Origin of the sequence: Mumia spirodelae, from assembly GCF_050632745.1 — a bacterium.
In the GTDB taxonomy this organism is placed as follows: Bacteria; Actinomycetota; Actinomycetes; order Propionibacteriales; family Nocardioidaceae; genus Mumia.
Map to the genome: position 1 here is coordinate 144793 of NZ_JBODSD010000005.1, position 23824 is coordinate 168616.

At 71.5% G+C, this 23824-nt stretch carries 29 protein-coding genes; 17 read left to right on the plus strand and 12 right to left on the minus strand.

Going from position 1 to position 23824, the window contains the following annotated elements:
- Positions 1 to 42: 42 nt before the first annotated feature.
- The 7 genes from ACQSSQ_RS20770 to ACQSSQ_RS20800 all read left to right on the plus strand — a co-directional run bounded on the left by ACQSSQ_RS20770 (position 43) and on the right by ACQSSQ_RS20800 (position 4341).
- Complete coding sequence (locus ACQSSQ_RS20770) at positions 43 to 378, plus strand: ArsR/SmtB family transcription factor (RefSeq protein ID WP_431329040.1); 336 nt, start codon at positions 43 to 45, stop codon at positions 376 to 378.
- Positions 378 to 1034 (plus strand): cation efflux transmembrane domain-containing protein, encoded by a 657-nt coding sequence (locus ACQSSQ_RS20775; RefSeq protein ID WP_431329041.1) that lies wholly within the window; start codon positions 378 to 380, stop codon positions 1032 to 1034. Before ACQSSQ_RS20770 ends, ACQSSQ_RS20775 begins: the two co-directional genes overlap by 1 nt.
- A 91-nt stretch (positions 1035 to 1125) precedes the next feature.
- Positions 1126 to 1605 carry a DUF4334 domain-containing protein gene (locus ACQSSQ_RS20780; protein ID WP_431329042.1) on the plus strand — a complete coding sequence of 160 codons (480 nt, stop codon included), beginning with the start codon at positions 1126 to 1128 and terminating at the stop codon, positions 1603 to 1605.
- A complete protein-coding gene (locus ACQSSQ_RS20785; RefSeq protein ID WP_431329043.1) occupies positions 1602 to 2657 on the plus strand; it encodes an alcohol dehydrogenase catalytic domain-containing protein in 1056 nt (351 codons plus the stop codon). The genes ACQSSQ_RS20780 and ACQSSQ_RS20785 overlap by 4 nt, the downstream gene beginning before the upstream one ends.
- A 19-nt stretch (positions 2658 to 2676) precedes the next feature.
- The gene (locus ACQSSQ_RS20790) at positions 2677 to 3114 is read left to right on the plus strand and encodes a YybH family protein (protein WP_431329044.1); all 438 of its coding nucleotides are present in this window, start codon (positions 2677 to 2679) and stop codon (positions 3112 to 3114) included.
- A gap of 9 nt (positions 3115 to 3123) precedes the next feature.
- Positions 3124 to 3855, plus strand: coding sequence for a YwaF family protein (locus ACQSSQ_RS20795; RefSeq protein ID WP_431329045.1), 732 nt, complete (start codon positions 3124 to 3126; stop codon positions 3853 to 3855).
- Positions 3856 to 3912: 57 nt separating this feature from the next.
- Entirely contained in the window at positions 3913 to 4341 is a 429-nt protein-coding gene (locus ACQSSQ_RS20800) for a DUF1801 domain-containing protein (RefSeq protein WP_431329046.1), read from the plus strand.
- Between the two features lie 7 nt (positions 4342 to 4348).
- Here ACQSSQ_RS20800 and ACQSSQ_RS20805 read toward each other — a convergent pair whose 3' ends face one another.
- Positions 4349 to 6559 (minus strand): glycoside hydrolase family 15 protein, encoded by a 2211-nt coding sequence (locus ACQSSQ_RS20805; protein ID WP_431329047.1) that lies wholly within the window; start codon positions 6557 to 6559, stop codon positions 4349 to 4351.
- Positions 6560 to 6714: 155 nt separating this feature from the next.
- Between ACQSSQ_RS20805 and ACQSSQ_RS20810 the strand changes: the two genes are divergently transcribed.
- Positions 6715 to 7191, plus strand: a complete 477-nt coding sequence (locus tag ACQSSQ_RS20810) for a pyridoxamine 5'-phosphate oxidase family protein (protein WP_431329048.1) — start codon at positions 6715 to 6717, stop codon at positions 7189 to 7191.
- Positions 7192 to 7203: 12 nt separating this feature from the next.
- Here the strand turns inward: ACQSSQ_RS20810 and ACQSSQ_RS20815 are convergent, their stop codons facing one another.
- From ACQSSQ_RS20815 to ACQSSQ_RS20825, 3 genes are all read right to left on the minus strand, one after another.
- Positions 7204 to 7818 carry a GyrI-like domain-containing protein gene (locus ACQSSQ_RS20815; RefSeq protein WP_431329049.1) on the minus strand — a complete coding sequence of 205 codons (615 nt, stop codon included), beginning with the start codon at positions 7816 to 7818 and terminating at the stop codon, positions 7204 to 7206.
- Positions 7819 to 7885: 67 nt separating this feature from the next.
- Positions 7886 to 8098, minus strand: coding sequence for a hypothetical protein (locus ACQSSQ_RS20820; RefSeq protein ID WP_431329050.1), 213 nt, complete (start codon positions 8096 to 8098; stop codon positions 7886 to 7888).
- A gap of 35 nt (positions 8099 to 8133) precedes the next feature.
- On the minus strand, positions 8134 to 8979 hold the full coding sequence (locus ACQSSQ_RS20825; protein ID WP_431329051.1) for an MBL fold metallo-hydrolase: 846 nt from the start codon (positions 8977 to 8979) through the stop codon (positions 8134 to 8136).
- Between the two features lie 137 nt (positions 8980 to 9116).
- On the opposite strand from ACQSSQ_RS20825, the gene ACQSSQ_RS20830 reads away from it, so the two are divergent.
- Entirely contained in the window at positions 9117 to 9848 is a 732-nt protein-coding gene (locus ACQSSQ_RS20830; protein ID WP_431329052.1) for an SDR family NAD(P)-dependent oxidoreductase, read from the plus strand.
- Positions 9849 to 9928: 80 nt separating this feature from the next.
- Here the strand turns inward: ACQSSQ_RS20830 and ACQSSQ_RS20835 are convergent, their stop codons facing one another.
- From ACQSSQ_RS20835 to ACQSSQ_RS20850, 4 genes are all read right to left on the minus strand, one after another.
- Complete coding sequence (locus ACQSSQ_RS20835) at positions 9929 to 10489, minus strand: hypothetical protein (RefSeq protein WP_431329053.1); 561 nt, start codon at positions 10487 to 10489, stop codon at positions 9929 to 9931.
- A gap of 58 nt (positions 10490 to 10547) precedes the next feature.
- On the minus strand, positions 10548 to 11237 hold the full coding sequence (locus ACQSSQ_RS20840) for an anti-sigma factor (RefSeq protein ID WP_431329054.1): 690 nt from the start codon (positions 11235 to 11237) through the stop codon (positions 10548 to 10550).
- Entirely contained in the window at positions 11234 to 11785 is a 552-nt protein-coding gene (locus tag ACQSSQ_RS20845; protein WP_431329055.1) for an RNA polymerase sigma factor, read from the minus strand. Before ACQSSQ_RS20845 ends, ACQSSQ_RS20840 begins: the two co-directional genes overlap by 4 nt.
- 245 nt (positions 11786 to 12030) lie before the next feature.
- On the minus strand, positions 12031 to 12324 hold the full coding sequence (locus ACQSSQ_RS20850) for a helix-turn-helix domain-containing protein (protein WP_431329056.1): 294 nt from the start codon (positions 12322 to 12324) through the stop codon (positions 12031 to 12033).
- Positions 12325 to 12391: 67 nt separating this feature from the next.
- Between ACQSSQ_RS20850 and map the strand changes: the two genes are divergently transcribed.
- Positions 12392 to 13174: a type I methionyl aminopeptidase gene (map, locus tag ACQSSQ_RS20855; protein ID WP_431329057.1), complete on the plus strand. Its 783-nt coding sequence runs from the start codon at positions 12392 to 12394 to the stop codon at positions 13172 to 13174.
- On the opposite strand, the gene ACQSSQ_RS20860 is transcribed toward map, so the two are convergent.
- The gene (locus ACQSSQ_RS20860) at positions 13175 to 13639 is read right to left on the minus strand and encodes a GNAT family N-acetyltransferase (protein WP_431329058.1); all 465 of its coding nucleotides are present in this window, start codon (positions 13637 to 13639) and stop codon (positions 13175 to 13177) included. It lies immediately after the preceding gene.
- 101 nt (positions 13640 to 13740) lie between these two features.
- Positions 13741 to 14643, minus strand: coding sequence for an alpha/beta hydrolase (locus ACQSSQ_RS20865; protein ID WP_431329059.1), 903 nt, complete (start codon positions 14641 to 14643; stop codon positions 13741 to 13743).
- Between the two features lie 68 nt (positions 14644 to 14711).
- On the opposite strand from ACQSSQ_RS20865, the gene ACQSSQ_RS20870 reads away from it, so the two are divergent.
- On the plus strand, positions 14712 to 15362 hold the full coding sequence (locus tag ACQSSQ_RS20870; protein ID WP_431329060.1) for a TetR/AcrR family transcriptional regulator: 651 nt from the start codon (positions 14712 to 14714) through the stop codon (positions 15360 to 15362).
- On the opposite strand, the gene ACQSSQ_RS20875 is transcribed toward ACQSSQ_RS20870, so the two are convergent.
- Positions 15331 to 15771: an SRPBCC family protein gene (locus tag ACQSSQ_RS20875; protein WP_431329061.1), complete on the minus strand. Its 441-nt coding sequence runs from the start codon at positions 15769 to 15771 to the stop codon at positions 15331 to 15333. The genes ACQSSQ_RS20870 and ACQSSQ_RS20875 overlap by 32 nt on opposite strands.
- A 115-nt stretch (positions 15772 to 15886) precedes the next feature.
- On the opposite strand from ACQSSQ_RS20875, the gene ACQSSQ_RS20880 reads away from it, so the two are divergent.
- Genes ACQSSQ_RS20880 through ACQSSQ_RS20890 form a run of 3 tightly spaced genes read left to right on the plus strand, consistent with a single transcriptional unit; the run spans position 15887 to position 18238 of the window.
- Entirely contained in the window at positions 15887 to 16906 is a 1020-nt protein-coding gene (locus ACQSSQ_RS20880; RefSeq protein WP_431329062.1) for a zinc-dependent alcohol dehydrogenase family protein, read from the plus strand.
- A 40-nt stretch (positions 16907 to 16946) separates the two neighbouring features.
- Positions 16947 to 17801 (plus strand): helix-turn-helix transcriptional regulator, encoded by an 855-nt coding sequence (locus tag ACQSSQ_RS20885; protein ID WP_431329063.1) that lies wholly within the window; start codon positions 16947 to 16949, stop codon positions 17799 to 17801.
- Between the two features lie 20 nt (positions 17802 to 17821).
- Positions 17822 to 18238 carry a (R)-mandelonitrile lyase gene (locus ACQSSQ_RS20890; protein ID WP_431329064.1) on the plus strand — a complete coding sequence of 139 codons (417 nt, stop codon included), beginning with the start codon at positions 17822 to 17824 and terminating at the stop codon, positions 18236 to 18238.
- Positions 18239 to 18259: 21 nt separating this feature from the next.
- Here ACQSSQ_RS20890 and ACQSSQ_RS20895 read toward each other — a convergent pair whose 3' ends face one another.
- Complete coding sequence (locus tag ACQSSQ_RS20895; protein WP_431329065.1) at positions 18260 to 18862, minus strand: TetR/AcrR family transcriptional regulator; 603 nt, start codon at positions 18860 to 18862, stop codon at positions 18260 to 18262.
- A gap of 160 nt (positions 18863 to 19022) precedes the next feature.
- Between ACQSSQ_RS20895 and ACQSSQ_RS20900 the strand changes: the two genes are divergently transcribed.
- From ACQSSQ_RS20900 to ACQSSQ_RS20910, 3 genes are read left to right on the plus strand one after another with little or no spacing between them, the layout of a single operon-like run.
- Complete coding sequence (locus tag ACQSSQ_RS20900) at positions 19023 to 20255, plus strand: oxygenase MpaB family protein (protein WP_431329066.1); 1233 nt, start codon at positions 19023 to 19025, stop codon at positions 20253 to 20255.
- Between the two features lie 30 nt (positions 20256 to 20285).
- Entirely contained in the window at positions 20286 to 21524 is a 1239-nt protein-coding gene (locus ACQSSQ_RS20905) for an oxygenase MpaB family protein (protein ID WP_431329067.1), read from the plus strand.
- On the plus strand, positions 21521 to 23812 hold the full coding sequence (locus ACQSSQ_RS20910; RefSeq protein WP_431329068.1) for a molybdopterin cofactor-binding domain-containing protein: 2292 nt from the start codon (positions 21521 to 21523) through the stop codon (positions 23810 to 23812). The genes ACQSSQ_RS20905 and ACQSSQ_RS20910 overlap by 4 nt, the downstream gene beginning before the upstream one ends.
- Positions 23813 to 23824 lie beyond the last annotated feature (12 nt).

Consider the following 23824-nt stretch of genomic DNA (forward strand, 5'->3'; position numbering starts at 1 on the left):
TTCAGGGTTTCGTGAATTCACGATTCGCTGTACTGTCCACGGGTGACCATCGCGCCCGCCGCCCTGACCCACGTCGACGCCCTCGCGCGCCTCGGCCACGCCCTCTCCGACCCGACGCGCACCCGCATCCTGCTCTCGCTGCGTGAGGCACCAGCATTCCCTTCGGACCTCGCCGACGCCCTCGGCGTGAGCCGCCAGGTGATGTCCAACCAGCTGGCGTGCCTCCGCGGCTGCGGGCTGGTCGAGGCGATCCCGGAGGGCCGCCGCACGTGGTACCGCCTGGCCGACGCACACCTGGCGCCGGCGCTCGACGACCTGCTCAAGCTCGTCCTGTTCGTCGAGCCCGACTGCTGCGACGGCGAAGGCTGCACCTGCTGATGAGCTCGCGTCAGCGCGGCTCCGCCCTGCTCACGACGTCGCGACGTGCACTCCTCGAGCGCCGCATCCGCTGGATCGTGGCGGCGACGATCGCCTACAACATCGTCGAGGCGGTAATCGCGCTGACCGCCGGCCGCATCGCGTCCTCCACCGCCCTCGTCGCCTTCGGCCTGGACTCGGTTGTCGAGGTGCTGTCCGCAGCGGCCGTCGCCTGGCAGTTCGCCTCTCCCGAGCCCCATCACCGCGAACGCACGGCGATGCGGCTGATCGCGTTCTCGTTCTTCGGCCTCGCCGCGTTCGTCGCCGTCGACGCCGTCCGGACCCTGATCGGCGCCGCGCAGCCGGACCACTCCCCCGTCGGCATCGCGCTCGCGGCCGTCAGCCTCGTCGTGATGCCGCTGCTGTCGTGGTACGAGCGTCGTACCGGTCACGAGCTCGGATCCGCCTCGGCGGTCGCGGACTCGAAGCAGACCCTCATGTGCTCCTTCCTCTCGGCGGTCCTGCTCGTCGGCCTGCTGCTCAACGGCGCGCTCGGGTGGTCCTGGGCCGACCCGGTCGCGGCCCTCGTGATCGCCGGCTTCGCGCTCCGGGAAGGCGCCGAGGCGTGGCGCGGAGACGCCTGCCACGCCCGCGAGCACGACTCACCGACACCATGATGTTAATGGCGAATCACTTCCTTCCGGCTCCTCGGCGCACTACTGTCGTCGCGACAGCACGCCGACAGCAGCACCCCGTGGAGGTTGATCGATGCTCACGAGTTCGCACCCCGTACGCCGCCGTTGGGACGAGCTGCGGGCCCAGGAGGGCCCCGTGGACATCCGGCTCCTCGACGAGCTGTGGGGTGACCTCGAGACGGTCGACGCCGCACAGGTCCTCGGCAGCTGGAAGGGGTTCGCCTTCCCGACCGGCCACCCGCTCGAGCGGCAGCTGACCAAGAGCCGGTGGCACGGCAAGCGCTTCGCCTCGGCGCACTCGGCCCAGCCGCTGATCTGCACCGACGACGACGGCAACCTGTTCTCCGACCTCGAGTCCGGGCGAGGCGAGGCGAGCCTGTGGAACGTCGAGTTCCGGGGCGAGGTCACCGCGACCATGGTCTACGACGGGATGCCGATCTTCGACCACTTCAAGCGGGTGGACACCGACACCCTGATGGGCGTCATGAACGGCAAGCCGGAGCTCGTGCTGGCCGACGGTCAGCACTTCTACTTCGGCCTGGAGCGCGAGTGACGACCGTCCTGCTGCACCAGGGGGACGGTCCGGCGACGCTCGTCGACGCCAGCCTCGACGACCTGCGGCCGGACGAGGTGCTCGTGCGGATCGAGGCCACGGGCCTGTGCCACACCGACCTGGTCACGCTGGCCGGGCTGCGGGGCGCACCCGCCGTGCTCGGCCACGAGGGGTGCGGGCGCGTCGAGCGCATCGGCTCCGCCGTCACCGGCCTCGCCGCGGGCGACCGCGTGGTGATCTCCTTCCGCTACTGCGGTCGGTGCTCGCAGTGCAGCGCCGGCCACCCGGCGTACTGCGAGCAGGCGACGCAGCTCAACAGCTCCGGTCGCCGACCGGACGGCACCCCCACGATCACCGTCGACGGTGAACCGGTGTTCGCGTCGTTCTTCGGGCAGTCGTCCTTCGCGTCCCACGCGATCGCCCCCGCACAGTCCTGCGTCCGGATCCCCGCCGACGTGCCGGCGCACGTCGCGGCTCCTCTGGGCTGCGGTTTCCTCACCGGCGCCGGCGCCGTGCTCAACACGCTGGCTCCGCATGAGGGAGACCGGCTCCTCGTCGTCGGAGGCGGGGGCGTCGGGGCCGCCGCAGCCGCCACCGCGATCGCCGTCGGGGTGGAGGTCGTCGTGGTGGATCCGCTGAAGCAGCGTCGCGCGCTCGCGGAGTCGCTCGGCGCCGCGGCGTACGCGAGCCTCGACGACCCGATCCCTCCGGTCACGCACGCCCTCGACACGACGGGTCGTGCCGACGTGATCGCAGCGACGCTCACGACACTCTCCCCCCGCGGGATCCTCGCGCTGGTCGGGCTCGGCAAGGCGCGCGGCGAGATCGACCTGCGCGACGTCATGCTGCGCGGGCTGCAGCTGCGGGGCTGCGTCGAGGGGGACGCGGAGCCGGCGGTGATCGTCCCCGTCCTGGTCGAGCTGTACCGCGGGGGCCGGCTCCCCCTGGACCGGCTCGTAGCCAGGTTCGGGCTCGACGCGTTCGATGCCGCGGTCAAGGCGCAGCGGGACGGGCACGCGGCCAAGGTCGTCCTCGTTCCCCCTGGTGCGTGATTGGGGCGATAATCGCCTCATGACCGGACGCGAGGAGTTCCTCGCCTGGGTGCGGTCGGAGCTCAGGGACGCGGAGATCGCCGTCCACAACGGCGACGCCGGGCCACGCCGCGCCCTCTGGTCGCGCCGCGACCCGGTGAGCGTGCTCGGGGCCTGGCGGAACGCGAGCGGGCAAGAAGAGCTCGACGCGCTGTTCGCCCATCTCGCGGCGAGCTTCTCGGACTGCACGTCGTACGAGTTCGAGCTCCTCGAGGCGGAGGTCGCCGGAGACGTCGCGTACACGGTGGGTCTCGAGCACACGTCGGCCTCCGTCGACGGTGTCCCGAGGACCTACACCCTGCGGGCGACGCAGATCTACCGGCGCGAGGACGGTGCCTGGAAGGTTGCGCACCGGCACGGGAGCGCACCGCCCGAGGCTCCCCCAGGGACGGGCTCGGGGGACCCCGAGCAGCACTAGCCTGGTCCCATGGTGAGGCTGGCGGCGGAAGGCCGCTTCGAGACGTTCGGCTCGCAGCATCTCGCCGCCCTGGGTGTGCTCGCGATCGGTCTCTTCGCCGTGGTGTGGATCGGCTGGCGCGTGCGCGACACGCCGGCGGAGACGCGCGTGAGCAGGACGCTCGCCGTCGGCATCTGCGCGGTGACCATCCCGCTCCAGGTGATGCAGTTCCTGCCGGCGGAGTGGAACCCCCGGACCTCGCTCCCCTTCCAGCTCTGCGACCTCGCCTGGGTCTTCGCCGTCCACGCCCTCTGGACGCGCTCGCGCCTCACCACGACGGTGACCTACCTGTGGGGCATCACCCTCACGACGCAGGGGATGCTGACGCCGGACCTGGCCGCGGTCTGGCCGGAGCCGCGCTTCCTCATGTTCTGGGCGATGCACATCCTCATCGTCTGGGCGGCGGTCTACCTCGTCGTCGGACTCGGGATCTGGCCGACCTGGGCGACCTACCGTCGTACGGTCGCGATCACGCTCGTGTGGGCGGTGCTCGCGTTCACCTACAACGCGTTCGCGGGCGTCAACTACGGCTATCTCAACGCGAAGCCCCACCGCGCCTCGCTCCTGGACCTCCTCGGTCCGTGGCCCCTCTACGTGGTCCTCGAGATCGCGATCGTCGCAGCCGTCTGGGCGCTGCTCACCTGGCCGTGGACCCGCCGCGAGGCCACCGCGGGTGTCGCCGCCACGCGATCGAGCGCCTGACCGCCCGCACGCCGCCGGGGTAGCGTGGCCGTCACCCACCGATCCGGACGTGATCCCATGACCCAGCCCAAGAAGAACGGCCCCGGACCCACCCTGCTCTCGGGCGGCAACCCGCAGATCCCGAAGGGCGACGGCGACGGGCCGGTCCAGGACTACATCGAGGCGATGCCCGGCTGGAAGAGCGCCGTCGGCCGCCGCCTCGACGACCTGGTCGTACGCTCCGTCCCCGACGTCCACAAGGCCGTCAAGTGGAACCAGCCCTTCTACGGCCCCGACGGCAAGACGTGGTTCCTCTCGTTCCGCTGCTACACGGCATACGTCCAGGTGCAGTTCCTCAAGGGCACGTCGCTCGACCCCGTGCCGCCGAAGCCGTCGAAGCACGACGAGGTCCGCTACCTCGACATCCACGAGGACGACGAGCTCGACGAGGGCCAGCTCCGTTCCTGGCTCGAGCAGACCGCTCAGCTGCCTGGCGTGACGATGTGACCCGTCCTCAGCGGAGGTAGCGCTGCGCCACCACCGCCTGCTGGTCTGCTGGACGACCGAGCTGCATCGACCAGGCCAGCCGGACCAGTACGCCGTGCGACCACACGAGAGGTGTCGCCGCGCGCGTCCCCTCGCCGGCGGAGCAGCACGCGCGACCGGTCGGCGGTCGTCCGTCCCACACCTGCTCGGAGATCATGTCGCCGCTGTTCGCGGCGGCCGCGACAGTGGCGAGGTACGCCGACGCGTCCCGCCCTGCGGCGACCTCCTGCTCTCCGCGCTCTCCGGTGAGGATCGGCCAGCCGCGGCCGAGCGTCGTGAACGTGCCCGGGTCGGTGATCGTCCACTGCCCGCCGTCGCGCGTCTCGCCGTACCCGTCGAAGCTGAAGCGCCGCCAGAAGGGGCCGTTCGGCGTCGACACCTTCAGCTCTCGGTCGACGACCGGAAGCGACGACACGACGTCCGGGTCGTCGGGCGGCAGGATCCCCCACCGGGTGAGCGCGAGGAAGCTGGGATCGACGACGCGTCGCTGGTCGATCTGCACCGGGCCACCGTCGCCCATCTGGTACGGCGAGGCGGTGTCGGGCTGGCCGTTCTTCGTGAGCCGCAGGAAGTACGGCCGCGTCGACAGCGGTCCGGTGGTGGTGACCGTCCAGTCCTTCACCTGCGCCGCCCAGCTGTCCGCGAGTCGCAGCCATCGCGCTGCGGACGCCGCGTCACCGTTGCGACGGGCGATGTCGGCGGCGCACACGAGTCCGGCGATCTGCGCCGCGATCGAGTTCGGCGAGTAGCCGGACTGGTTCTCCCAGCGCTCCTGCGGCGAGTACGGCGCGGCGCGCCCCGTCTCCTCGTCGCGGAAGGACGCGAGGAAGTCCGCCGCGCGCTTGACGCCCTGGTACGTCGCGGCGTCGGTCTTCCCGGTCAGGCGCGCGAGGACGATCGGCAGCGCCACCTCGTCCAGCTGGAGCTCCGACCACACCGGCTTCCCGGTCACGTCGGAGTTCTGCGGGAACGACCCGTCCGGCTTCTGCTGGACCCGGAAGAGCCAGTCGACGATCCGCCGCGCGGCCGCCCGGTCCCCCATCGCCCACATCGCGCTCCCGAACTCGTAGGAGTCGCGGGACCAGACGAGGTGGTACGCGCCCGACGGCGAGGAGAGGTCCGGCACCTCGTCGCCCCACACCCACGGTGCGGAGGGTGAGGCGACGACGGCACCCGGGTTGAGCTTGTCCTCGGCGGCCGCGAGCACCAGCGCGGACGCCAGGTACTCGCGCCGCACGCGGGCTGCGGTGCGGGGCACCCGCCTGAGGGACGCGAGGTAGCGGTGCCAGCCACGGTCGTACCGACGCTGGACCGACGCCCACCCCGAGCGGCTGCTCACGGCGGCCGCGGCCCGCGCGGCAGCCGGCCGCCGTCCGAAGCCGAGGGTGATCGTCGCCCGCTGCCGCCCGCGCAGCCCGTCGACCCGGCTCACCCGGGCGGTCTGCACGACGTTGCCCGGCCCGGCGGAGCGGTGCCGCCGGTCGAGGGCGTGGTCGGTGCGGAGGTCGCGCCACCCGTCGCTGGCGCGCCCGACGAACCCGTTGCTGCGCGCGCCGAACCGCGGCGTCGCACGAAGCGTGGTCGCGACCTGGCCGTCGCTCGCCACGAGCGTGCGACCCGCCGTCCACGCACGGTCGTCCATGCCGTTGTTCGTCAGCGCCGGGTCGTACCGGACGAAGAGCTTGTAGCGGCGCCCGTCCAGCGACCGCAGTCGAACGCGAAGGACCAGGGAGTCGCGCCGCGGATCGGTCGCGATCTGCTTGGTCAGGCGGTAGCGGCCCGCGCGTCCGCCGACCTGCTCGAACCGGAGGCTGCGCGCGTCGGGGCGGGCGGTGGACGGGCGCATCCGGACGGACTCGCGATCGGTGAAGGTGGCGCCGTCGGTGACGATCAGCTCGAGGCTGCGCACGCTCGGCGTCGACAGGTCGGGGTAGAAGACCTCGCTGACGCGGCCGCGCTGCAGGGTGAACCACACGTTGCTGCGCCGGGACCGCGCCGTACCGAAACCGGTCTTGTCGGCCTCGGTCCAGGTGCTCTTGCGGCCTGGCCCGTCGGGTGCGGGGTCACCGGGCGCCGCCGCAGCGGGCACGGCGGCGAGGAGGGAACAGCCGAGGAGCAGGGAGACCGCGGCGGCCAGCGCTGCGGTCGGCGGACGCGAGGACGTACGACGTGCGGGCATGGGGACCTCCGAAGCGTTGACGGAGAGGTTCCCCACCGGACCGCGGGACAAACCGGACACCAGCGAGGCGCTCCGAAGGGGCGCCCGACCTCGGTCGGCATGCGGGCCTCGGGTTCGGGTACCGCGTCATGACACACACCGACGAAGGGAGTGCCATGACGGACGAGCAGCAGAAGCTCCTCGACCTGGTCGACGACCTGACGATCGCGATGTTCACCACCGTCGACGTCGACGGGACGCTGACGAGCCGGCCGATGGCCCGGCAAGAGGTCGACCCGAGCGCGCAGCTCTGGTTCATCACCGCCCGGGACTCACGTCAGGTCGCGCACATCGCCGCACGACCGCACGTGGGCATCACGTTCTCGTCCGCCGACACCTGGGTGTCGCTGAACGGGACGGCGACCGCCGTCGACGATCCCGCCAAGCTCGAGGAGCTCTGGAACACGTTCGCGGAGGCGTGGATGCCGGAGGGTCCGGACGACCCGAACGTCGTCCTCATCCGCGTGGACCTCGAGGGCGGGGAGTACTGGGACACCCCGGGCGGACGTGTCGCCTCCCTCATCAGCTTCGCAAAGGCCAAGCTCACGGGGACGGCGTACGAGGGCGCGGAGAACGAGCGCGTCGACCTCTAACGACGACGTCCGTCAGGCGCCGTCGACGGGCTGGCGCAGGATCGTCCGAAGCCTGGCCGGCTCGGTCTTGCGGGGGTCGGACAGGTAGATCTCGTGGTGCGGGCCGGTCGGCTCGAGGCCGTGGGCGGGCAGGAACTCGTCGTGCAGGCGGCGGAGCGTGGGGCCCTCGTCGTCGTACGAGCCACGGTGCAGGATCTGGACGCTGCGGCCCTCGTGGTACCGCGCGAAGCGGACGAGGTCGAGCGCGGGCCGCTGCTTCCTGCGGGCGGCGACCATGGCTTCCTCCACGATCGCCGCGGTGATCCAGTCCGGCTGAGCGATCATCATCGTCCAGTCCCAGGCGCCCTTGTCGCGGGTGAGGAACACCGTCATGTCGTCCGCGAACCACAGTCCCTCCAGCGGCGCCACCGTGTGCACGCGCTCGAGGCGGGACTTCGCGACGGCGCGGACCGCGTACGAGGCGGTGTAGAGCGCCTCGACCGCCTCCCGGTACGACGCGGCGGTGTTGGGGTCTCCATGACCGTCGACCATGAGGAACGCCATCTCGGGCACGTCGACGAGCGCGAACTCGTCGGCCTTGGGCGCGTAGAGATCCCTGCGGTCCTTCTTCACGTCGTAGCTCGACACTCGCCTGCTCCTCAACCCCGCCGGCGCTCGAGCGACGCTAGACTGCCGCCGTGCTCTCGTGGCGTTCTCAGAACTCGTTCTTGTCGATCTGCTCCGAGAGCTCGGTGCTGTCCATCGGGAGCATCGGGTCGATCGCCTCGATCGGATCCATCGGCTCGTTCGCGTCCGTCGGATCGATCGGCTCCCTGATGTCGGCGCTGTCGATGCTCTCCCACCAGAGCGCCTGCTCCCTCCTCAGTCGGCAGAGCAGCTGCTCGATCCTCAGCGACCAGAGCAGCACGTCGATCCTGAGCCGCCGCCGTGAGCGGTCCGTGCTCAACCGTCGCCACGAACACCCTCCGTCGTAGCGATCCCGGTCTCGCCGTCGTGGTCGCCGCGGACCCACGCGACGTGGCGGGCGGCGGAGTGCTCGAGGACCGCCTTGGCGTCCCCGTCGATCAGGTTGCCGAAGTTGCCGACGATGCGGTCGAACGCGAGCGGCGCGAGCCGGTCCGCGATCGCCTGCACGGTCCCGGCCGACAGGGGAATCTTGTTGGGATAGCTGCGCATGAATCCCAGCGACCGGCGGTCCGGGTTGGGGAAGACGGTGTCGCCGCTGAGCAGGAGCCCCTTGCTCGTGACGTCGTCCGCCCAGTGCGCGACGGCGGCGCCGGCGAAGTGCCCGCCGATGCGATGGAGGGTCAAGCCAGGCGCGAGCACGTGCTCGTCCTCCCACAGCGCCACCCGGTCCGTGCGTCGCCCGATCCACTCGGCGTCCGACGCGCACACCAGCACGGGGGCGTCCAGGGCCTCGCCCCAGGCCGTCTGGACGCCGAACATGTGCGGGTGGCTCGCCGCGACCGCCAGCACGGGACCGCGCTCCAGGATCCGTCGGGCCGTCCCGTCGTCGAGGTAGCCCGTCGGGTCCCACAGCAGCGACCCCTCGTCCGTCGTCACGAGCTGCGCGGTCTGGCCGATCCCGACCTTCGGCGCGGTCGTGATCTCCGCCCGTCGAGGCTCGCGATCGGTCCAGACCAGCTGCTGCCCCGCCTCCCGGAGCTCCGCCGTGGTCGTCCAGCGCTGCCCGTCGGCCGGCACCCACTGGCGCTCGTCGGCGCAGATGGGGCACACCTCAGGAACGGGCTCGCTGAACTCGACGGCACACGTGGCACAGATCCGCATGCTGGTCCTCCCCCGCTGCTTGCCCTCGGTCGACCCGCACACCGTACCCAGGACGGCCGACATCCGCGGTCCGGCAGCGACCGCCACACCGCTCCGTACAGTGAAGGCGTCGGCCGTCCGCACCGAGAGGAGCAACCATGGCACTCGTCCTGGTGACCGGAGCGTCGACCGGGCTGGGCCTGGCCACCGCGACGGCGCTCGCTGCCGACGGGCACGACGTCGTCCTGCACGCCCGCAACGCCGGCCGTCTCGACGACCCGGGCGTCCTCGAGCGGATGCACGACGTGGTCTACGGCGATCTCGCCCAGCTCGACGCGACGGTGCAGGTCGCGCGGCAGGCGGACGCGATCGGGCCGTTCGACGCCGTCGTCCACAACGCCGGCGTGATGCGCAGCCGCGACACGCTGGCGGTGAACACGGTCGCGCCGTTCGTGCTCACCGCGACGATGACGGCGCCCGGTCGATCGATCGTCCTGAGCAGCGGGATGCACCGGTCGGGATCGCCGCAGCGCCTCGAAGCCGACTTCGCCGACCCGGGCCGTACGTCGTACGAGGACAGCAAGCTCTTCGTCACGGCGTTGGCCCTCGCCCTGGCGCGCCGCCGACCGCAGACGCTGACCCACGTCGTGGACCCCGGCTGGGTCCCGACCCGGATGGGCGGTCCGTCGGCTCCGGACGACCTCGAGGACGGCCACCGGACGCAGGTGTGGCTCGCGACCGCAGACGCGGAGTCCCTCGAGCCGCGCTCGGGCGGCTACTGGTACCACCGGGTGGCCCGCGCGCCTCACCCCGCGGCGGCGGACGTGACGTTCCAGGAAGCCGTCGTGTCCGCACTCGAGGCGCGCACCGGCATCGCGCTCCCGAACTGAGTGGCTCGGTCTCCCGAGACTGCAGGGGAAGGCCAGGCGACGAGGCTCTCGGGTACCCCGCCGCCTGGCCGGTCAGGGGGTCAGAACCGCCCGAGGGGACGCGGGGTCGCGTACCCGAAGGTGTCGCCCGCGCTGAAGGCGCTCACGCCGAACGTCGCGTTCAGCGCGCCGGCGGCCACCGCCGTGAGACGCAGGCTGACGAGTCCGAGGTCGCGCCGGTCGGAGCGGCGGATGGTGAACAGGTCGACGCGACCGGCGTTGCCGACGGCCGAACCCGACACCTTGCCGGTGACCTTCAGCCGACGCAGGTCGATGGTGAACCGGCGGAGCGTGATCGACGCGGACCCGGCGGTCAGGCTGATGCCCCCGCTGTGCTTGATCCGCAGCTTCTTCAGCGAGTAGCCCCGGATCGGGAACCGCGCGGCGAGCGTGCCCTTGTAGGCGAACGCCTTCGCGCCGCCGACCGCCGCCGGCGTGATGCCTGCCCCGGCGACCAGGTCGTACACGTCGGGAGCGACGACGACCTGCGTGTAGCCGACCTTGTGACGGGACTCCGCCTGGGCCGGGGCAGCCGCCCCGACCGCGACGAGCCCGAGCACCGCTGCGAGAGCAGTGAGCGCCTTGATGAACGTGCCTCTCATGTGTTCTCTCCTCCCTGCTGATGACGGCCACGGCGTGGCCTACCTCTGCTTCGGTCGCTCAACCCTGGTCGGTTGCACGGACCGGAGACTGCGGCTGCCCGCCGTAGTCGGCGCGCAGCACGGACGTCGCCGAGTGGGCTGGGTCGCCGTCGTCCCGCTCGAGGCTGACGTCGACCACCTGGTACCGAGCGACGAGGTCCGCGGGGAGCTCGAACGTCGCCGCGCCGTCGGGGTCGATGACACCGAGGGCGAGCATCTTCTCCGTCGCCGGATCGAACAGCCACGCGTAGTAGAAGTCCTCCGGGCCGATGGCCGGGAGATTCTCGGTCGTGATCGCCATGCGAACCCCGTTGTCCGACTCGGTCATCACGACCTCGCCGCTCCCCTCGCCCTCGACCGGCTCCAGGGCCGCCGTCTGCCGCGGCGCACGCGTCGCCCCGTCGTCGCCGAGGAAGGACGGGACCGCGACGGCACCGAGCAGCAGGACCACGGCGGCCGCCGCCAGCGCGACCGGCCGCCTCCACCACGCCCTGCCGCGCGGCGAGAGGACGGGCGGGACGGGCAGCTCGACCGGGGCGGGACGGCGCAGCGTACGCGTCGTGGACGTGAGCAGGGCGTGGCCGGCCGCCAGGGTGACCAGCTCGTCCTTGCACGCGTCGCACGTGCCGACGTGGGCCTCGATCGCGAGGACCTCACGGTTGGTGAGCTCGCCGCGCAGCAGGCCGACGAGGTCCGGATGCTCGGTCATCGCTCCGCCCCCTCCGCCGCTCGCATGATGTCTCCCAGCCGTCTGGTGCCACGGGCGGCACGGGCCTTCACGGTCCCGAGCGGTACGTCGAGCCGCGCAGCGATCTCCCGCTGCGTCAGCTCGTCGAAGTAGGCCATCTCCACGACCGTGCGCTCGTGCTCCGGCAACCGCGCCACCGCCCAGCGGACGTCGGCGGCGTCGGCGAACCTGTCCACGGTCTCGCGCCCGTCCTCTCCCGCGAGGTCCCGCACCGCCTCGACGTCGACGACGGCGTGCCTGCGGGAGCGCAGCACGTCGACCGCCCGGTGGTGGGCGATCGTGAACAGCCAGCCGCTGAACCGCTGACCGGGGTCGTAGCGGGAGGCGCCCCGCCACACGTCGAAGAACGTGCGCTGCAGGACGTCCTCCGCCTCGTCCGGGCCGACGTACCTGCTGACGTAGGCCAGGACGACCGGCGCGTACCGCTCGTACGCCTCCTGCAGCGCAGCCTCGTCCCGCCGCGCGAGGCGCACGCCGATGGCCTGCTCGCCGGCGTCGGGAACGTCCATGACCGTTCTTCGGAGCCGACGGCGGTACGGATGCCCGGGCGTCGATCTTTTCCGGCGATCTGCGAACCGCGCGGCCGGTCGCTAGCGTCGGAGACGAGGCGCTCCTCCACCCCCGAGCGTCCCCCCAGAAACCGGGGTCTGGCCTACGCGGTCCAGGCCCCGGTTCTGCGTGTGCGGCTCTGACGGGGGCGGCGTCCGAGCCGCCCGCTCAGCCACGACGGAGCCAAGAAGTCCGGGTGGCGACGTCAGCCGTGCACGCGGGTCGCCGCCGGGGCCGACCGGTCCTCCGCCAGGTCGGGCTGGTTGATCTCGGCCCAGACCGTGTCGAGCGACAGGCCGAGGACTCCGGCGATCGACGCGATGGTCGAGAACGCCGGCGTCGCGACCCGGCCGGACTCGATCTTGCGGAGCGTCTCCGGCGAGACGCGGGCATCGAGCGCGGTCTCGAGCATCGACCGCTCACCCCTCGCCTGACGCAGCAGCGCACCGAGGCGCTGACCGCGCTCGACCTCGGCGGGAGTGAGCGGCAACCTGACCATGGGGCCGATTCTAATACCGGGATAACATGGCCGGGATAGTTATCGGGTGCGTAACGGAAGGCGCCGCATGATCGAGATCCTGAACCCAGCCCAGCTCGCCCAGGCGAGAGTCTCGGGCGCCCTGGTCGCCGACATCCTGCAGACGATGAAGCGCCGCAGCACGGTCGGCACCAATCTCCTCGACATCGACCAATGGACGAAGGCGCTGATCCTCGAGGCGGGCGCGGAGTCGTGCTACGTCGACTACGCGCCGTCGTTCGGGCGCGGCCCGTTCGGCCACTACATCTGCACCGGCGTCAACGACGCCGTGCTGCACGGACGGCCGTACGACTACACCCTCGCCGACGGTGACCTGCTCAGCCTCGACCTGGCTGTCTCGCTCGACGGGATCGCCGCGGACGCCGCGATCAGCTTCATCGTCGGCGATTCACGGCCGCCGGAGAGCGTCGCGTTGATCGACGCCACCGAGCGCGCGCTGGCCGCGGGGATCGCCGCCGCCGGACCCGGGGCTCGCATCGGCGACCTCTCCCACGCGATCGGCACGGTGCTCGGCGAGTCGGGGTACGCGATCAACACCGAGTTCGGCGGGCACGGCATCGGGTCGACGATGCACCAGGACCCGCACGTCGCCAACACGGGGCGGCCAGGCCGCGGGTACAAGCTGCGGCCCGGACTGCTGCTGGCCCTGGAGCCGTGGATCATGCAGGACACCGCCGAGCTCGTCACCGACGACGACGGGTGGACGCTGCGCAGCGCGACGGGCTGCCGGACCGCGCACACCGAGCACACGATCGCGATCACCGACGACGGCGCCGAGATCCTGACGTCGCCGACGCGCCCCGCGGACTGATCAGCTCTCCGGCCCACCTGCCAGCGACCGCGCATCGGCGGTCACGGAGATCAACGCACCGTCGCGGGCATAGCGGGCGTCGTCCACCCGCCGCGTGATCATGCTCCGTACGACGTGGTTCTCGGCGCTGATCACGGCGTGGACCGCCGCGAACCCGTGACGCGCCACGTCCGCGACGAGCGCGTCGACCAGGCGCGACCCCAGGCCGTGCCCTTGGTACGCGTCGGCGACCACGAGCGCGATCTCGACCGTCGTCGTCATGTCCGCCGGGTCCTCGGCACTCGGGACCGGCGCCCACATCGCGTGCCCGACGACGACCCCGTCGCGGAACGCGAGCAGGGACCCGCCTGGCACCCCGGGGTCCAGGAGCTGCTTCGCCAGGCCTGGCGGGAGCGCGTGGCCGAGCCCGGTGAGGAACCGCTTGTACAGCGTCTCGGGCGAGAGCCCGGTCAGGAATTGCTCCATCGCCGGGCGATCGTCCCTGCAGCCGGGGCGGAGCACCGTCTGGTCGCTCGCGCGCGGCGGGACGGCCGGAGGCGACCACGGGCACGCTGTCTCGAGGAGGGTCATGACGACGCTCCCGCGGCGATGAAGTCGACCACGACGTCGAGGACCCCTTGGTCGCTCAGCAGCGCCGAGTGGCCGAGTCCGATCGTGTCGAGCCGCCGACCGCGCGCTCCGTGCGCCGCCGCGATCAGGTCCGCCTGGGCCGGGTGCACGACCTGGTCGAGCCGGTCCTGGACCACGAGGAGCTCGTCGGCCGGACCGTCACCGACCGAGAACCGCTCCCAGATGTCGGAGGCGCCGTCGAACAACCGTTGCTCGATGGTCCACCGCAGGCGCGCGTTGACCGCGGGCCCGAGACCGAGTGCGGCGCAGAACGCGTCGACGAGGTAGCCGAAGTCCCCCACACCGTTGATCGCGACGACACGGCGCGCGCGCAGTCCACGGCGCAGCGCGTGGAAGACGATCGGGACGCCCAGCGAGTGCGCGACCACGCCCTCGAACGGCCCGCTGCGCTCCGACAGCGCGCGGATGATCGCCTCGTGGTCGAGGATCGTGCCGGCACGCCCGCGAGTGGCGCCGTGGCCGAGCGCGTCGTACGAGACGGGAGTGAAGCCCTGCGCCGTCAACCGCTGGACCACCGCAGCGAACCGCGACGCACGCGACCTCCAGCCGTGCACCAGCAGGACCGGTCGCGCCCCGTCTCCCCACTCGTACACAGCGACGCGATCGCCGCGCCACGGGAGGTGGGTCACGCGTGCGGCGTCGTGCACGGCACGCTCGTCCTCGCGGACGTCTCCCCGCACGAGCGGGCGACGCCACAGCTCGAAGCCGGCGCGTGCCGCGACGTCGGGAGAGACCCGGGCGAGCGCGCTCAAGATGCGCCCGGCGAGCCTCCTGGTCAGTGCTCCGGCCGGCTCGAGGGTCGGCGCCAGTTCGATCGCGGCGGTCATCTTGTCCCCCATTCACGAATACAATACGAACGATCGTACCATTTGTTTAGCGCACGGTCGTGCGATAAGTTCAAAGGGACATGGACACCGAGACGCTGGACGAGCACCCCGACGGACGCGTACGCCGTGGCAACGCCACCCGCCGCGCCGTCCTTCGACGCGCGGTCGACGTCGCCTCCGTCGAGGGACTCGACGGACTGTCCATCGGGCGCCTCGCGACCGAGCTGTCGATGAGCAAGAGCGGCCTCTTCGCGCTGTTCGGCGCGAAGGAGGAGCTCCAGCTCGCGACCATCCGCGCCGCGAAACGGATCTACGTCGACACGGTCGTCACCCCGGCGCTCGAGACGCCTCCAGGACTCGGGCGCGTGTGGGCGCTGGCCGTCGCGTGGATCGACTACTCGCGGGGACGGATCTTCCCCGGCGGATGCTTCTTCGCCCGGACGAGCTACGAGTACGCCGCCCGCGAGGGCGAGGTGCGCGAGGCGCTGGCCGCATCCCGTCGCGAGTGGCTCGAGCTGATCGAGCAGTCGCTCGGCGAGGCGCAGACCCTGGGCGAGCTCGACCGCACCCAGCCGCTCGACCAGCTCGCCTTCGAGCTCAACGCCTTCCTCGACGGCGCGAACCTCGACTCGCTGCTCGGCCGCGGCGACACCGCGTACGACAAGGCCCGTCGCGCGATCCGCGACCGCCTGGTGTCGGTCAGCGTGGGATGGACCGCGCCAGCACCCTGAGGTTGGACCGCATCCCCTTCTTGAACACCGTCGTGACGACGGGGCCCAGCGACGCCAACGGCTGCGGAAGCCCCTCGGCGGAGATCTCGCCGTCGAGCGTGAGGCGCGTCCCACCCTCGACGGACGTGAGCGAGTAGCGGTAGGTGAACGGCGTCGGGCCGGACCTGCTCTCCATCGTGAAGCGCTCCCCCGACACCGACTCGGTCACCTGGACAAGGTTGACTGCGGTGCCACCGGGAAGCGTCCGCGTGATCGAGTACGTCGCACCCGTCCCCCGCCCCGCCGGACTCACCGGCACCACGCGCACGACGGCCTCGTACCACTCCGGCGTCCGGGTCACGTCGCTGAGCACCGCCCAGACTGCGGCCGGCGGACGAGCGATGTCGACGTGGAGCTCGAACGATCCCATGCGACCACCCTGTCAGGACCGCGGTCCCCCCGGGGGGCACTCGCAGACCCTCCCGGTCCTCGGACGTGCGCGCCTAACGTCGGTGGCACGAGCACCGAGAGGAATGAGGAACCCCATGCGTGGCGTCGTGATGTACTCCGCCGGCAATGTCCGGGTCGAGGACCGGGACGACCCGAAGATCATCGAGCCGACCGATGCGGTCATCCGGCTGACGGCGACGTGCATCTGCGGGTCGGACCTGTGGCCGTACCGCGGCGTCGAGCCGGCCGACCACCAGGTGATGGGCCACGAGTACGTCGGTGTGGTCGAGCAGGTGGGCGCCGACGTGAGGACGGTGAAGCCCGGCGACTTCGTCGTCGGATCCTTCGTCATCTCGGACAACACCTGCGAGATCTGCCGAGCGGGATTCCCCTCGAAGTGCGTGCACGCCGAGTTCGTCTCGCAGATCGGCACGCAGGCCGAGAAGGCACGCATCCCGCTCGCCGACGGCACCCTCGTGGCGACTCCGGCGCAACCTGAGGCGGACCTGGTCCCCGCCCTCCTCGCCGCGTCCGACGTGCTGGGGACGGGATGGTTCGCGGCCGACGCCGCACAGGCCGGTCCGGGCAAGACGGTCGCGGTGGTCGGCGATGGCGCGGTCGGCCTCATGGCCGTCCTCGCGGCCCGCGAGCTGGGTGCCGAGCGCATCATCGCGATGTCGCGCCACCCCGAGCGGCAGGCGCTTGCACGCCACTACGGCGCCACCGACATCGTCGAGGAGCGCGGGGACGCAGGCGTGGCGCGCATCAAGGAGATGACCGGCGGGCTCGGAGCCCACTCCGTCGTGGAGGCGGTCGGGACGCAGGAGTCCTTCATGCAGGCCGTCGGCGCCACTCGGGGCGGCGGGCACCTGGGCTACGTCGGGGTCAACCACGGCGTGGAGATCCCCGGAATCCAGCTCTTCTTCGCCGGCATCCACACCCTCGGCGGCCCCGCGCCCGTACGCCGCTACCTCCCCGACCTCGTCCAGCGGATCTGGGACCGCACGATCGACCCGGGGCTGGTCTTCGACCTCACCCTGCCGCTCGAGGAGGCTCCGGAAGGCTACGCAGCGATGGACGAGCGGCGTGCCACCAAGGTGCTCCTGACCCTCTGACGCCCTGATCTCTGCCGGGAGGCGACCTACCGTGGGAGACGTGACCAGCAAGGACGAGATCCGGGAGTTCCTCGTCTCCCGCCGCGCGCACATCACCCCTGCTCGGGCCGGGATCCCCGACCGGGGTGGCGAGCGTCGGGTCCCGGGCCTGCGGCGGGAGGAGGTCGCCGAGCTCGCCGGGGTGAGCCTCGACTACTACACCCGGCTCGAGCGCGGCAACCTCCGCGGGGCGTCCGACAGCGTGCTGGACGCGATCGCGCGGGCGCTGCAGCTCGACGAGGTCGAGCGCGCGCACCTGTTCGACCTTGCCCGCGCGCGGACGGCACCTGCCACCGCGACGACCGGGGCGCGACGGGACGGCACCCCACTCGTACGCCCGTCGGTCCAGCGCGTCCTCGACAGCCTCACCGCCCCGGCGGTCGTCACGAACGCGAAGCACGACCTCGTCGCGGCGAACCTCGCGGGTCGCGCCCTGCTGGCGCCGCACTTCGAGACCGACCAGCCGAACCTGGCCCGCTTCATCTTCCTCGACGCCCGCGCCCGCGACTACTACGTCGACTGGCCGCTGGCGTGCAGCCTGACCGCGGCCATGCTCCGGCTCGAGGCCGGTCGCGACCCGCTGAACGCCGACCTCACCGCGCTGGTCGGAGAGCTGTCGATGAGGAGCCCGCAGTTCCGGACCCACTGGGCCGACCAGGACGTCCACGAGCACCGGACCGGCACGAAGGTCTACCGACACCCTGACGTGGGCGAGGTCGAGGTCACCTACGACGTGTTCGCGATGCCGGGCGAGCCCGGTCTCCGCATCACCACCTACACCGCCGAGGACGGCACCGAGTCCGCCGACAAGCTCGCCCTGCTCTCGACCTGGGCAGCGACCCAGCAGCAGAGCTGACCCACCGCTCGAGGAGACCCATGCAGATCACCCGCAGCTCGATCGACACCGCGAAGGGGCCCGCCGACTGGTTCACCGGCGACGTCTACATCGACTCCGTCGCCGCCGCTCCCCCGCCGTCACGCGTGACGGCCAGCCTTGTTCACTTCATGCCGGGCGCCCGGACGCACTGGCACCGTCACCCCCTGGGCCAGACGGTCTTCGTCACCGAAGGCGTCGGCCTCTGCCAGCGCCGCGGCGGACCGGTCGAGAGCATCCGCCCGGGTGACCGGGTCCTCTTCGAGGCCGGCGAGGAGCACTGGCACGGCGCCGCTCCGAACCGCCTCATGGTGCACGTTGCCATCAACGAGGGCGACGACGAGCACGCGGTCGTCGACTGGCTCACGCCCGTCACCGACGAGGAGTACGCCGCGGCACCGGGGACCCGTCCGGAGTGACCCGCCGAACCGCCCCCGCGGTCACCCGATCACGGACGGGATGGTCTGCCGGACGAGCGTGATCAGCGCACCCCCGAGCAGCCGCTCGGCCTGCTCGCGCGTGATCTCCCCCGCGCTCAGCCAACGCCGGGTGACGACGGTCGCGTACGCGGAGTAGCCGTGCAGCGCGACGCGCACGGCCGGGTCGTCGCGCACCGCGTGCAGACCGGCGATCTCGCAGATCTGGTCGGACATGCTCTCGACGTAGGCGTTGAGCAGCCGCTCGATCTCCTCGTCGCGCGACGCACCGAGGAAGCCCGACGCCGCGAGCCAGGTCTCTCGACTCCGCGAGACCATGTCGACCCACTCGCGCACGCTCTCCTCGATCCGCCCCTCGGCGGTCGCGCCCTCGACGAACGCCGGCGTCGGGAGCCGAGGAGCTCCCAGCAGGCGACCGATCACGGCAAGGTAGAGCTCCCGCTTCGTCGGGAAGTAGTGGTTCAGCAGGCCGCGACTCACCCCGCAGGCCTGCGCGATCTCGGTCGTCGAGACCTCGTCGTACGGGCGTTCGGCGAAGACCCGGCTCGCCGTGGCGACGATCTGGCCGCGCCGCTCGTCAGGGGGCAGGCGCCGGCGAGTGGACATGGCCGCCATCTTGCCTCAGGCGCACCGCCCGCACGCGGACATGTCCAAGAGAGCGCGCCGCCTATTGACCCTCTGTCGGTGATTATTGTCACAGTGCCAATAACGTGCCATCATGCGTCGAAGGCCGCCGGCGCGGCGCTCGGCTCGACGAGGAGTGGACATGGCAGACCTCAGCAGGAGAAACCTCTTACGGGCAGGCGGAGCCCTCGGCGCGCTCGGCGCCTTCGCCGCCGCCGCACCGGCCCACGCATGGACGTGGTCGTCCGCGGGCTCGATCGCGGGAACGGGCACCGGTCGCGATCCGCGCTACGTGTGGGACGACCTCGCCGACCCGGTTCTCGCGTCGCTCCTCGACCGCGGAGGCGTCCCGGCGGTCAACGACGTCCTCCGGCCGTGGACGAAGAACGGCCAGACCGTTCCGTCCGGCCTCCCCGCCGACGTCGCGGCGCTCGTCAACCAGACCCGCAAGCTCCCCGCGTGGGCGGACCAGGGCAAGCTCGACCTCGCGTACCAGTTCACCCGCAAGCGCGGGCTCTACCTCGGCGTCCTGTACGGCATGAACAGCGGCATGATGAGCGCCGCGATCCCGCGCGAGGCACGCGCCGTCTACTACTCGAAGGGCGGCGCCGACCTGACCGACCGCATCGCCAAGACCGCGAAGCTCGGGTACGACATCGGCGACTACCACGCGTACCGTCCGGACGGCGAGATGATCGTCACCTGCGTCAAGACCCGGCTCACGCACGCCGCCGTCCGACACCTCCTCCCCCAGTCGCCGCACTGGGTGGCCTCGGCGGACGAGGACATCCCGATCAGCCAGTTCGACATCATGGTGACGTGGCACAGCCTCGCCTCGTCGGTCTGGCAGAAGCTCATGGAGTGGGACATCCGGATCCCCAAGGCCGAGGCGGACGCCTACCTCCACATCTGGCAGGTCACCGCGTCCATGCTCGGAGTCCTCGACGAGTACATCCCCGCGTCCTGGGACGAGGCGCTCGCCCAGCGTGAGCAGGTCCTGGTGCCGCTCCTCGGGCCGACCCCGGAGGGCGTCAAGCTCGCGGAGATGCTCGTGAACCTGGGCGACCGCATCGACTTCACCCTGGTCACGAAGCCCGCGTTCGAGTCGGTCACGCGATACATGCTCGGCGACCAGGTCACCGACTGGCTCGGGATCGATCGCAACCCGATCCTCGACGCGACCGTCGCCGCCGCCTGGATCCCGTTCGTCCGGCTGCGCGAGCTCGGCCTCCCGCTGCTCGGCGTGCCGTCGATCTACTTCCTGTTCGAGGAGCTCATCCGGAAGTTCGCGCTGTTCTACCTCGAGCCCGGGCAGCAGATCAACATCGACATCCCGACGATGAACAACCCGAACTACCCGAGCTCGGCGTCCTGAGACGCCACGACGCAGCGAGGAGCACAGGTCATGCACGAAGTCAGCAGACGGAAGGTCCTGATCGCGGGCAGCGCCATCGGGGCAGCAGGAGCACTCGGCGGCGTCGCACCGGCGGTCGCGCGCCCCGCATGGACGTGGGCGGCGAAGAGCTCGCTCGCAGGGTCGGGCCGTGGGATCGATCCGCAGTGGGTGTGGGACGAGGAGGTCGACGCCCTGATGGCCGCGGTGATCGACCGTGGCGACGTGCCGCTCGTCAACGAGCACCTGCGGACGTGGTCGCGCAACGACCAGCCCGTCCCGTCCGGGCTCCCGAGCGACGTGCGCGCGTGGATGGAGCGCGCGCGACAGCTCCCGGCGTGGGCGGACCAGGCCAAGCTGCGTGCCGCCGCACGCTTCAACGAGTCGCGCGGCATCCTGCTCAACCTCTGCAACGGCCCGGGCGGCGGCATGCTGAGCACGGCGATCCCGCGGGAGGCGCGCGCGGTCTACTACTCCAAGGGTGGCGCCGACATGGAGGACCGCGTCGCGAAGACGAGCATCCTCGGCTTCTCGGTGGGCGACCTGAACGCGTACGAGCCCGACGGCGACTGCATCGTCCAAGCGGTCAAGACCCGGATGGTGCACGCCTCCGTGCGGCACCTCCTCCCGCAGTCGCCGCACTGGGCGGGGACCAGCGGAGGCCAGAAGATCCCGATCAGCATCGCGGACGTGCTGGTCACCTGGCACAGTCTGCCGACCTGGACGATGCAGAAGCTGCTCGAGTGGAGGGTCCGCCTCACGACCGAGGAGTCGGAGGGCTACCTGCACTCCTGGCAGGTCACCGCGCACATGCTCGGCGTGCCCGACGAGTACATCCCCGCCTCGTGGGAGGCCGCCAACGCCCAGTCGACGCAGCTGTTCGACCCGGTCCTCGGTCCGACGCCCGAGGGGGTCATCCTCACCGACATCCTGCTCGGGCAGCTCGCCGAGCAGACGAGCCCGTTCAGCGTCAGCCGGCCGCTGGTCGACGCGCTCGCCCGCTTCCTGGTGGGCGACAAGATCGCGGACTGGGACGGGATCGACCGCGAGCCCGTGTGGGAGGCCGCGATCCGGACCGTGTGGCCCGCCTTCATCGCGCTGCGCGAGGGGGCGATCAAGCTGCCGCTCGTCCCCCGCCTCGCATGGACGATCGACGAGATCGCGCGGGCGTACCTGATGTTCTACCTGACCAAGGGGAAGGGGACCGTGATCTCGATCCCCGACCGCAACCGCACCTTCCCGTCGGCATGAGCGACGACGCGCCGGTGCCGTCCGACGGAGGCTTCGGACGGCGCCGGTTCCTCGGCTACGTGCTGGCCGCACCGACGTTGGCGACGGCCGCGAAGCTCAGCATCGCCCCGAGCGCGGAGGGCGTCGTGTCGCCGCAGCCGACCGACTTCCTCGACCTGAACGACCTCATGACGGTCGCCGCGCTTCCCACCTCGCACCTGATCACGGTCCAGGTCAACACCGACGGCACCGTGTCGTTCGCCCTGCCCCGCGCCGAGGTGGGGCAGGGCATCACGACCTCGACGGCGATGCTGATCGCGGAGGAGATGGACGTCCCCCTCGAGCGGGTGAAGGTCTCGCTCGCCGACGCACGTCCGGAGCTGCTGTTCAACCAGCTCACCGGCGGCTCGAACACCACCATCGCGACCTTCGACCCGATCCGCGTCGCGGCGGCCATCGCGCGGCTGCGGCTCCTGGCCGCGGCGGCGGCCGAGCTCGGCGTCGCCACGTCCGACCTGACGATGCGCGACGGCGTCGTGACGGCGCCCGGACATGCCGGCCTGGACATCGGCGCGCTCGCGGCGAAGGCCGCCAGCTCCCGCACCGAGCAGGTCCGGGTCACGCTCAAGTCGCGCGAGGACTTCACCGTGATCGGCACCCCGCGCAACCGCGTCGACGCGCTCGCCGCGGTCACCGGACGCAAGACCTTCGCGATGGACCTGCAGATCCCTGAGGCGAAGCCGACGATGGTGTGCCGGCCGCCGACGATCAACGGCACCGTACGCTCCGTCGCTAACCTCGCCACCGTCCGTGCGATGCCCGGGGTCACCGACGTGGTCACGATCTCGACCGGCGTCGCGGTCCGCGCCGAGACGTTCGGCCAGTGCATCGACGCGGTCCGCGCGCTGCAGGTCGCGTGGGGTCCCGGCACCGCCGAGGGCAAGTCCGACGCGAGCGTGCTCGACGCGCTGCGCCGGGCCGAGCTGCCGATGGGTCTCCCGCCCCTGACACCCACGATCGACACCCGCTTCACGTTCCACTTCCGCAGCAACAGCGCGCTCGAGACGAACTGCGCGATCGCCGACGTCCGCGGCGGTCGTGCCGAGATCTGGTCGTCGTTGAAGTCACCGATCGTCGCCAGGCAGAAGATCGCGGCGAGGCTCGGGCTCCCGCTCGACGCCGTCACGGTCCACGTCACCGAGGGCGGCGGGTCGTTCGGGCGCCGTCTCTTCTTCGACGCCGCCCTCGAGGCCGCGGAGGTCTCGCAGAAGATCGGGAAGCCGGTCAAGCTCATGTGGCACCGCGCCGACGACTCCCGCCAGGGCCGGACCCACCCGATGGCGCTCTCGCGGGTCCGGGCGACCTACCTGGGGAGCTCGGTGCTCGGCTTCAAGCAGGTCCACACGAGCGTTGCCACCGACCTCGGCCACGGCCTCGGCGAGATGATCACGGCGCTGGCGGCGAGCATCCCCGTCGGTGACCTGGCGTTCTCCGAGACCTTCTTCCAGCTGTCGCAGACCATGCCGTACGACTTCGGCGTCAGCAACCGCCTCCTCAACGAGACCGACAAGGGCTTCAACACCGGGAGCATGCGCAACGTCTACTCCCCCGACATGACGTGCGCGCGGGAGCTCGTGGTGGACCGCCTCGCCGCGCGGATGCGCAAGGATCCGTACCAGCTGCGGCGAGACTCCCTGCGCACCGACCGTGCACGGGCGGTGCTCGACAAGGTCGCGGAGGCGGGCAGCTGGGGACGGCGGCTCCCCGCGGGGGTCGCCCAAGGCATCGCGTTCCACGACGAGTACCGGTCCGTGAGCGCCGTCCTGGTGGAGCTCGACTGCCGCCCCGAGACGGTCGGGCGCACGATCCGGGACGCCGTCACCGGACCGCGGGTCACCAAGGCGGTGATCGCGGTCGACGTCGGCCTCGCGGTCAACCCCCGCGGCCTCGAGGCCCAGATGATGGGGTGCCTGATGGACGGCATCGCCCTCGCGCTGACGTCGAGCCTGCACCTCCGCGACGGCGCGTTCCTCGAGGCCAGCTGGGACAACTACTTCTACACGCGGCAGTGGAACACACCCCCGGACCTCCAGATCATCGTCATGCCGCCGACGACCGGTGATCCCGGCGGCGCCGGCGAGCTCGGGGTCGCCGCCTCGATGGCCGCGGTCGCGTGCGCGTACGGGCGGGCGACCGGGACCATGCCGACCACGTTCCCGATCAACCACGGCACGCTCTCGTTCGAGCCAAAACCCACCGTCCCCCCGATCCCGCAGTCCCCCACCAACGGGCTGGACCACGTCCGCTGACAGAGGAGCCCC

Coding starts and splice junctions, on each gene's coding strand:
- ACQSSQ_RS20775 (WP_431329041.1), top strand. CDS start 378: ATGAGCTCGCGTCAGCGCGGCTCCGCCCTGCTCACGACGTCGCGACGT.
- ACQSSQ_RS20780 (WP_431329042.1), top strand. CDS start 1,126: ATGCTCACGAGTTCGCACCCCGTACGCCGCCGTTGGGACGAGCTGCGG.
- ACQSSQ_RS20790 (WP_431329044.1), top strand. CDS start 2,677: ATGACCGGACGCGAGGAGTTCCTCGCCTGGGTGCGGTCGGAGCTCAGG.
- ACQSSQ_RS20795 (WP_431329045.1), top strand. CDS start 3,124: ATGGTGAGGCTGGCGGCGGAAGGCCGCTTCGAGACGTTCGGCTCGCAG.
- ACQSSQ_RS20800 (WP_431329046.1), top strand. CDS start 3,913: ATGACCCAGCCCAAGAAGAACGGCCCCGGACCCACCCTGCTCTCGGGC.
- ACQSSQ_RS20805 (WP_431329047.1), bottom strand. CDS start 6,559: ATGCCCGCACGTCGTACGTCCTCGCGTCCGCCGACCGCAGCGCTGGCC.
- ACQSSQ_RS20810 (WP_431329048.1), top strand. CDS start 6,715: ATGACGGACGAGCAGCAGAAGCTCCTCGACCTGGTCGACGACCTGACG.
- ACQSSQ_RS20825 (WP_431329051.1), bottom strand. CDS start 8,979: ATGCGGATCTGTGCCACGTGTGCCGTCGAGTTCAGCGAGCCCGTTCCT.
- ACQSSQ_RS20830 (WP_431329052.1), top strand. CDS start 9,117: ATGGCACTCGTCCTGGTGACCGGAGCGTCGACCGGGCTGGGCCTGGCC.
- ACQSSQ_RS20835 (WP_431329053.1), bottom strand. CDS start 10,489: ATGAGAGGCACGTTCATCAAGGCGCTCACTGCTCTCGCAGCGGTGCTC.
- ACQSSQ_RS20840 (WP_431329054.1), bottom strand. CDS start 11,237: ATGACCGAGCATCCGGACCTCGTCGGCCTGCTGCGCGGCGAGCTCACC.
- ACQSSQ_RS20845 (WP_431329055.1), bottom strand. CDS start 11,785: ATGGACGTTCCCGACGCCGGCGAGCAGGCCATCGGCGTGCGCCTCGCG.
- ACQSSQ_RS20850 (WP_431329056.1), bottom strand. CDS start 12,324: ATGGTCAGGTTGCCGCTCACTCCCGCCGAGGTCGAGCGCGGTCAGCGC.
- map (WP_431329057.1), top strand. CDS start 12,392: ATGATCGAGATCCTGAACCCAGCCCAGCTCGCCCAGGCGAGAGTCTCG.
- ACQSSQ_RS20860 (WP_431329058.1), bottom strand. CDS start 13,639: ATGGAGCAATTCCTGACCGGGCTCTCGCCCGAGACGCTGTACAAGCGG.
- ACQSSQ_RS20865 (WP_431329059.1), bottom strand. CDS start 14,643: ATGGGGGACAAGATGACCGCCGCGATCGAACTGGCGCCGACCCTCGAG.
- ACQSSQ_RS20870 (WP_431329060.1), top strand. CDS start 14,712: ATGGACACCGAGACGCTGGACGAGCACCCCGACGGACGCGTACGCCGT.
- ACQSSQ_RS20875 (WP_431329061.1), bottom strand. CDS start 15,771: ATGGGATCGTTCGAGCTCCACGTCGACATCGCTCGTCCGCCGGCCGCA.
- ACQSSQ_RS20880 (WP_431329062.1), top strand. CDS start 15,887: ATGCGTGGCGTCGTGATGTACTCCGCCGGCAATGTCCGGGTCGAGGAC.
- ACQSSQ_RS20890 (WP_431329064.1), top strand. CDS start 17,822: ATGCAGATCACCCGCAGCTCGATCGACACCGCGAAGGGGCCCGCCGAC.
- ACQSSQ_RS20895 (WP_431329065.1), bottom strand. CDS start 18,862: ATGTCCACTCGCCGGCGCCTGCCCCCTGACGAGCGGCGCGGCCAGATC.
- ACQSSQ_RS20900 (WP_431329066.1), top strand. CDS start 19,023: ATGGCAGACCTCAGCAGGAGAAACCTCTTACGGGCAGGCGGAGCCCTC.
- ACQSSQ_RS20905 (WP_431329067.1), top strand. CDS start 20,286: ATGCACGAAGTCAGCAGACGGAAGGTCCTGATCGCGGGCAGCGCCATC.
- ACQSSQ_RS20910 (WP_431329068.1), top strand. CDS start 21,521: ATGAGCGACGACGCGCCGGTGCCGTCCGACGGAGGCTTCGGACGGCGC.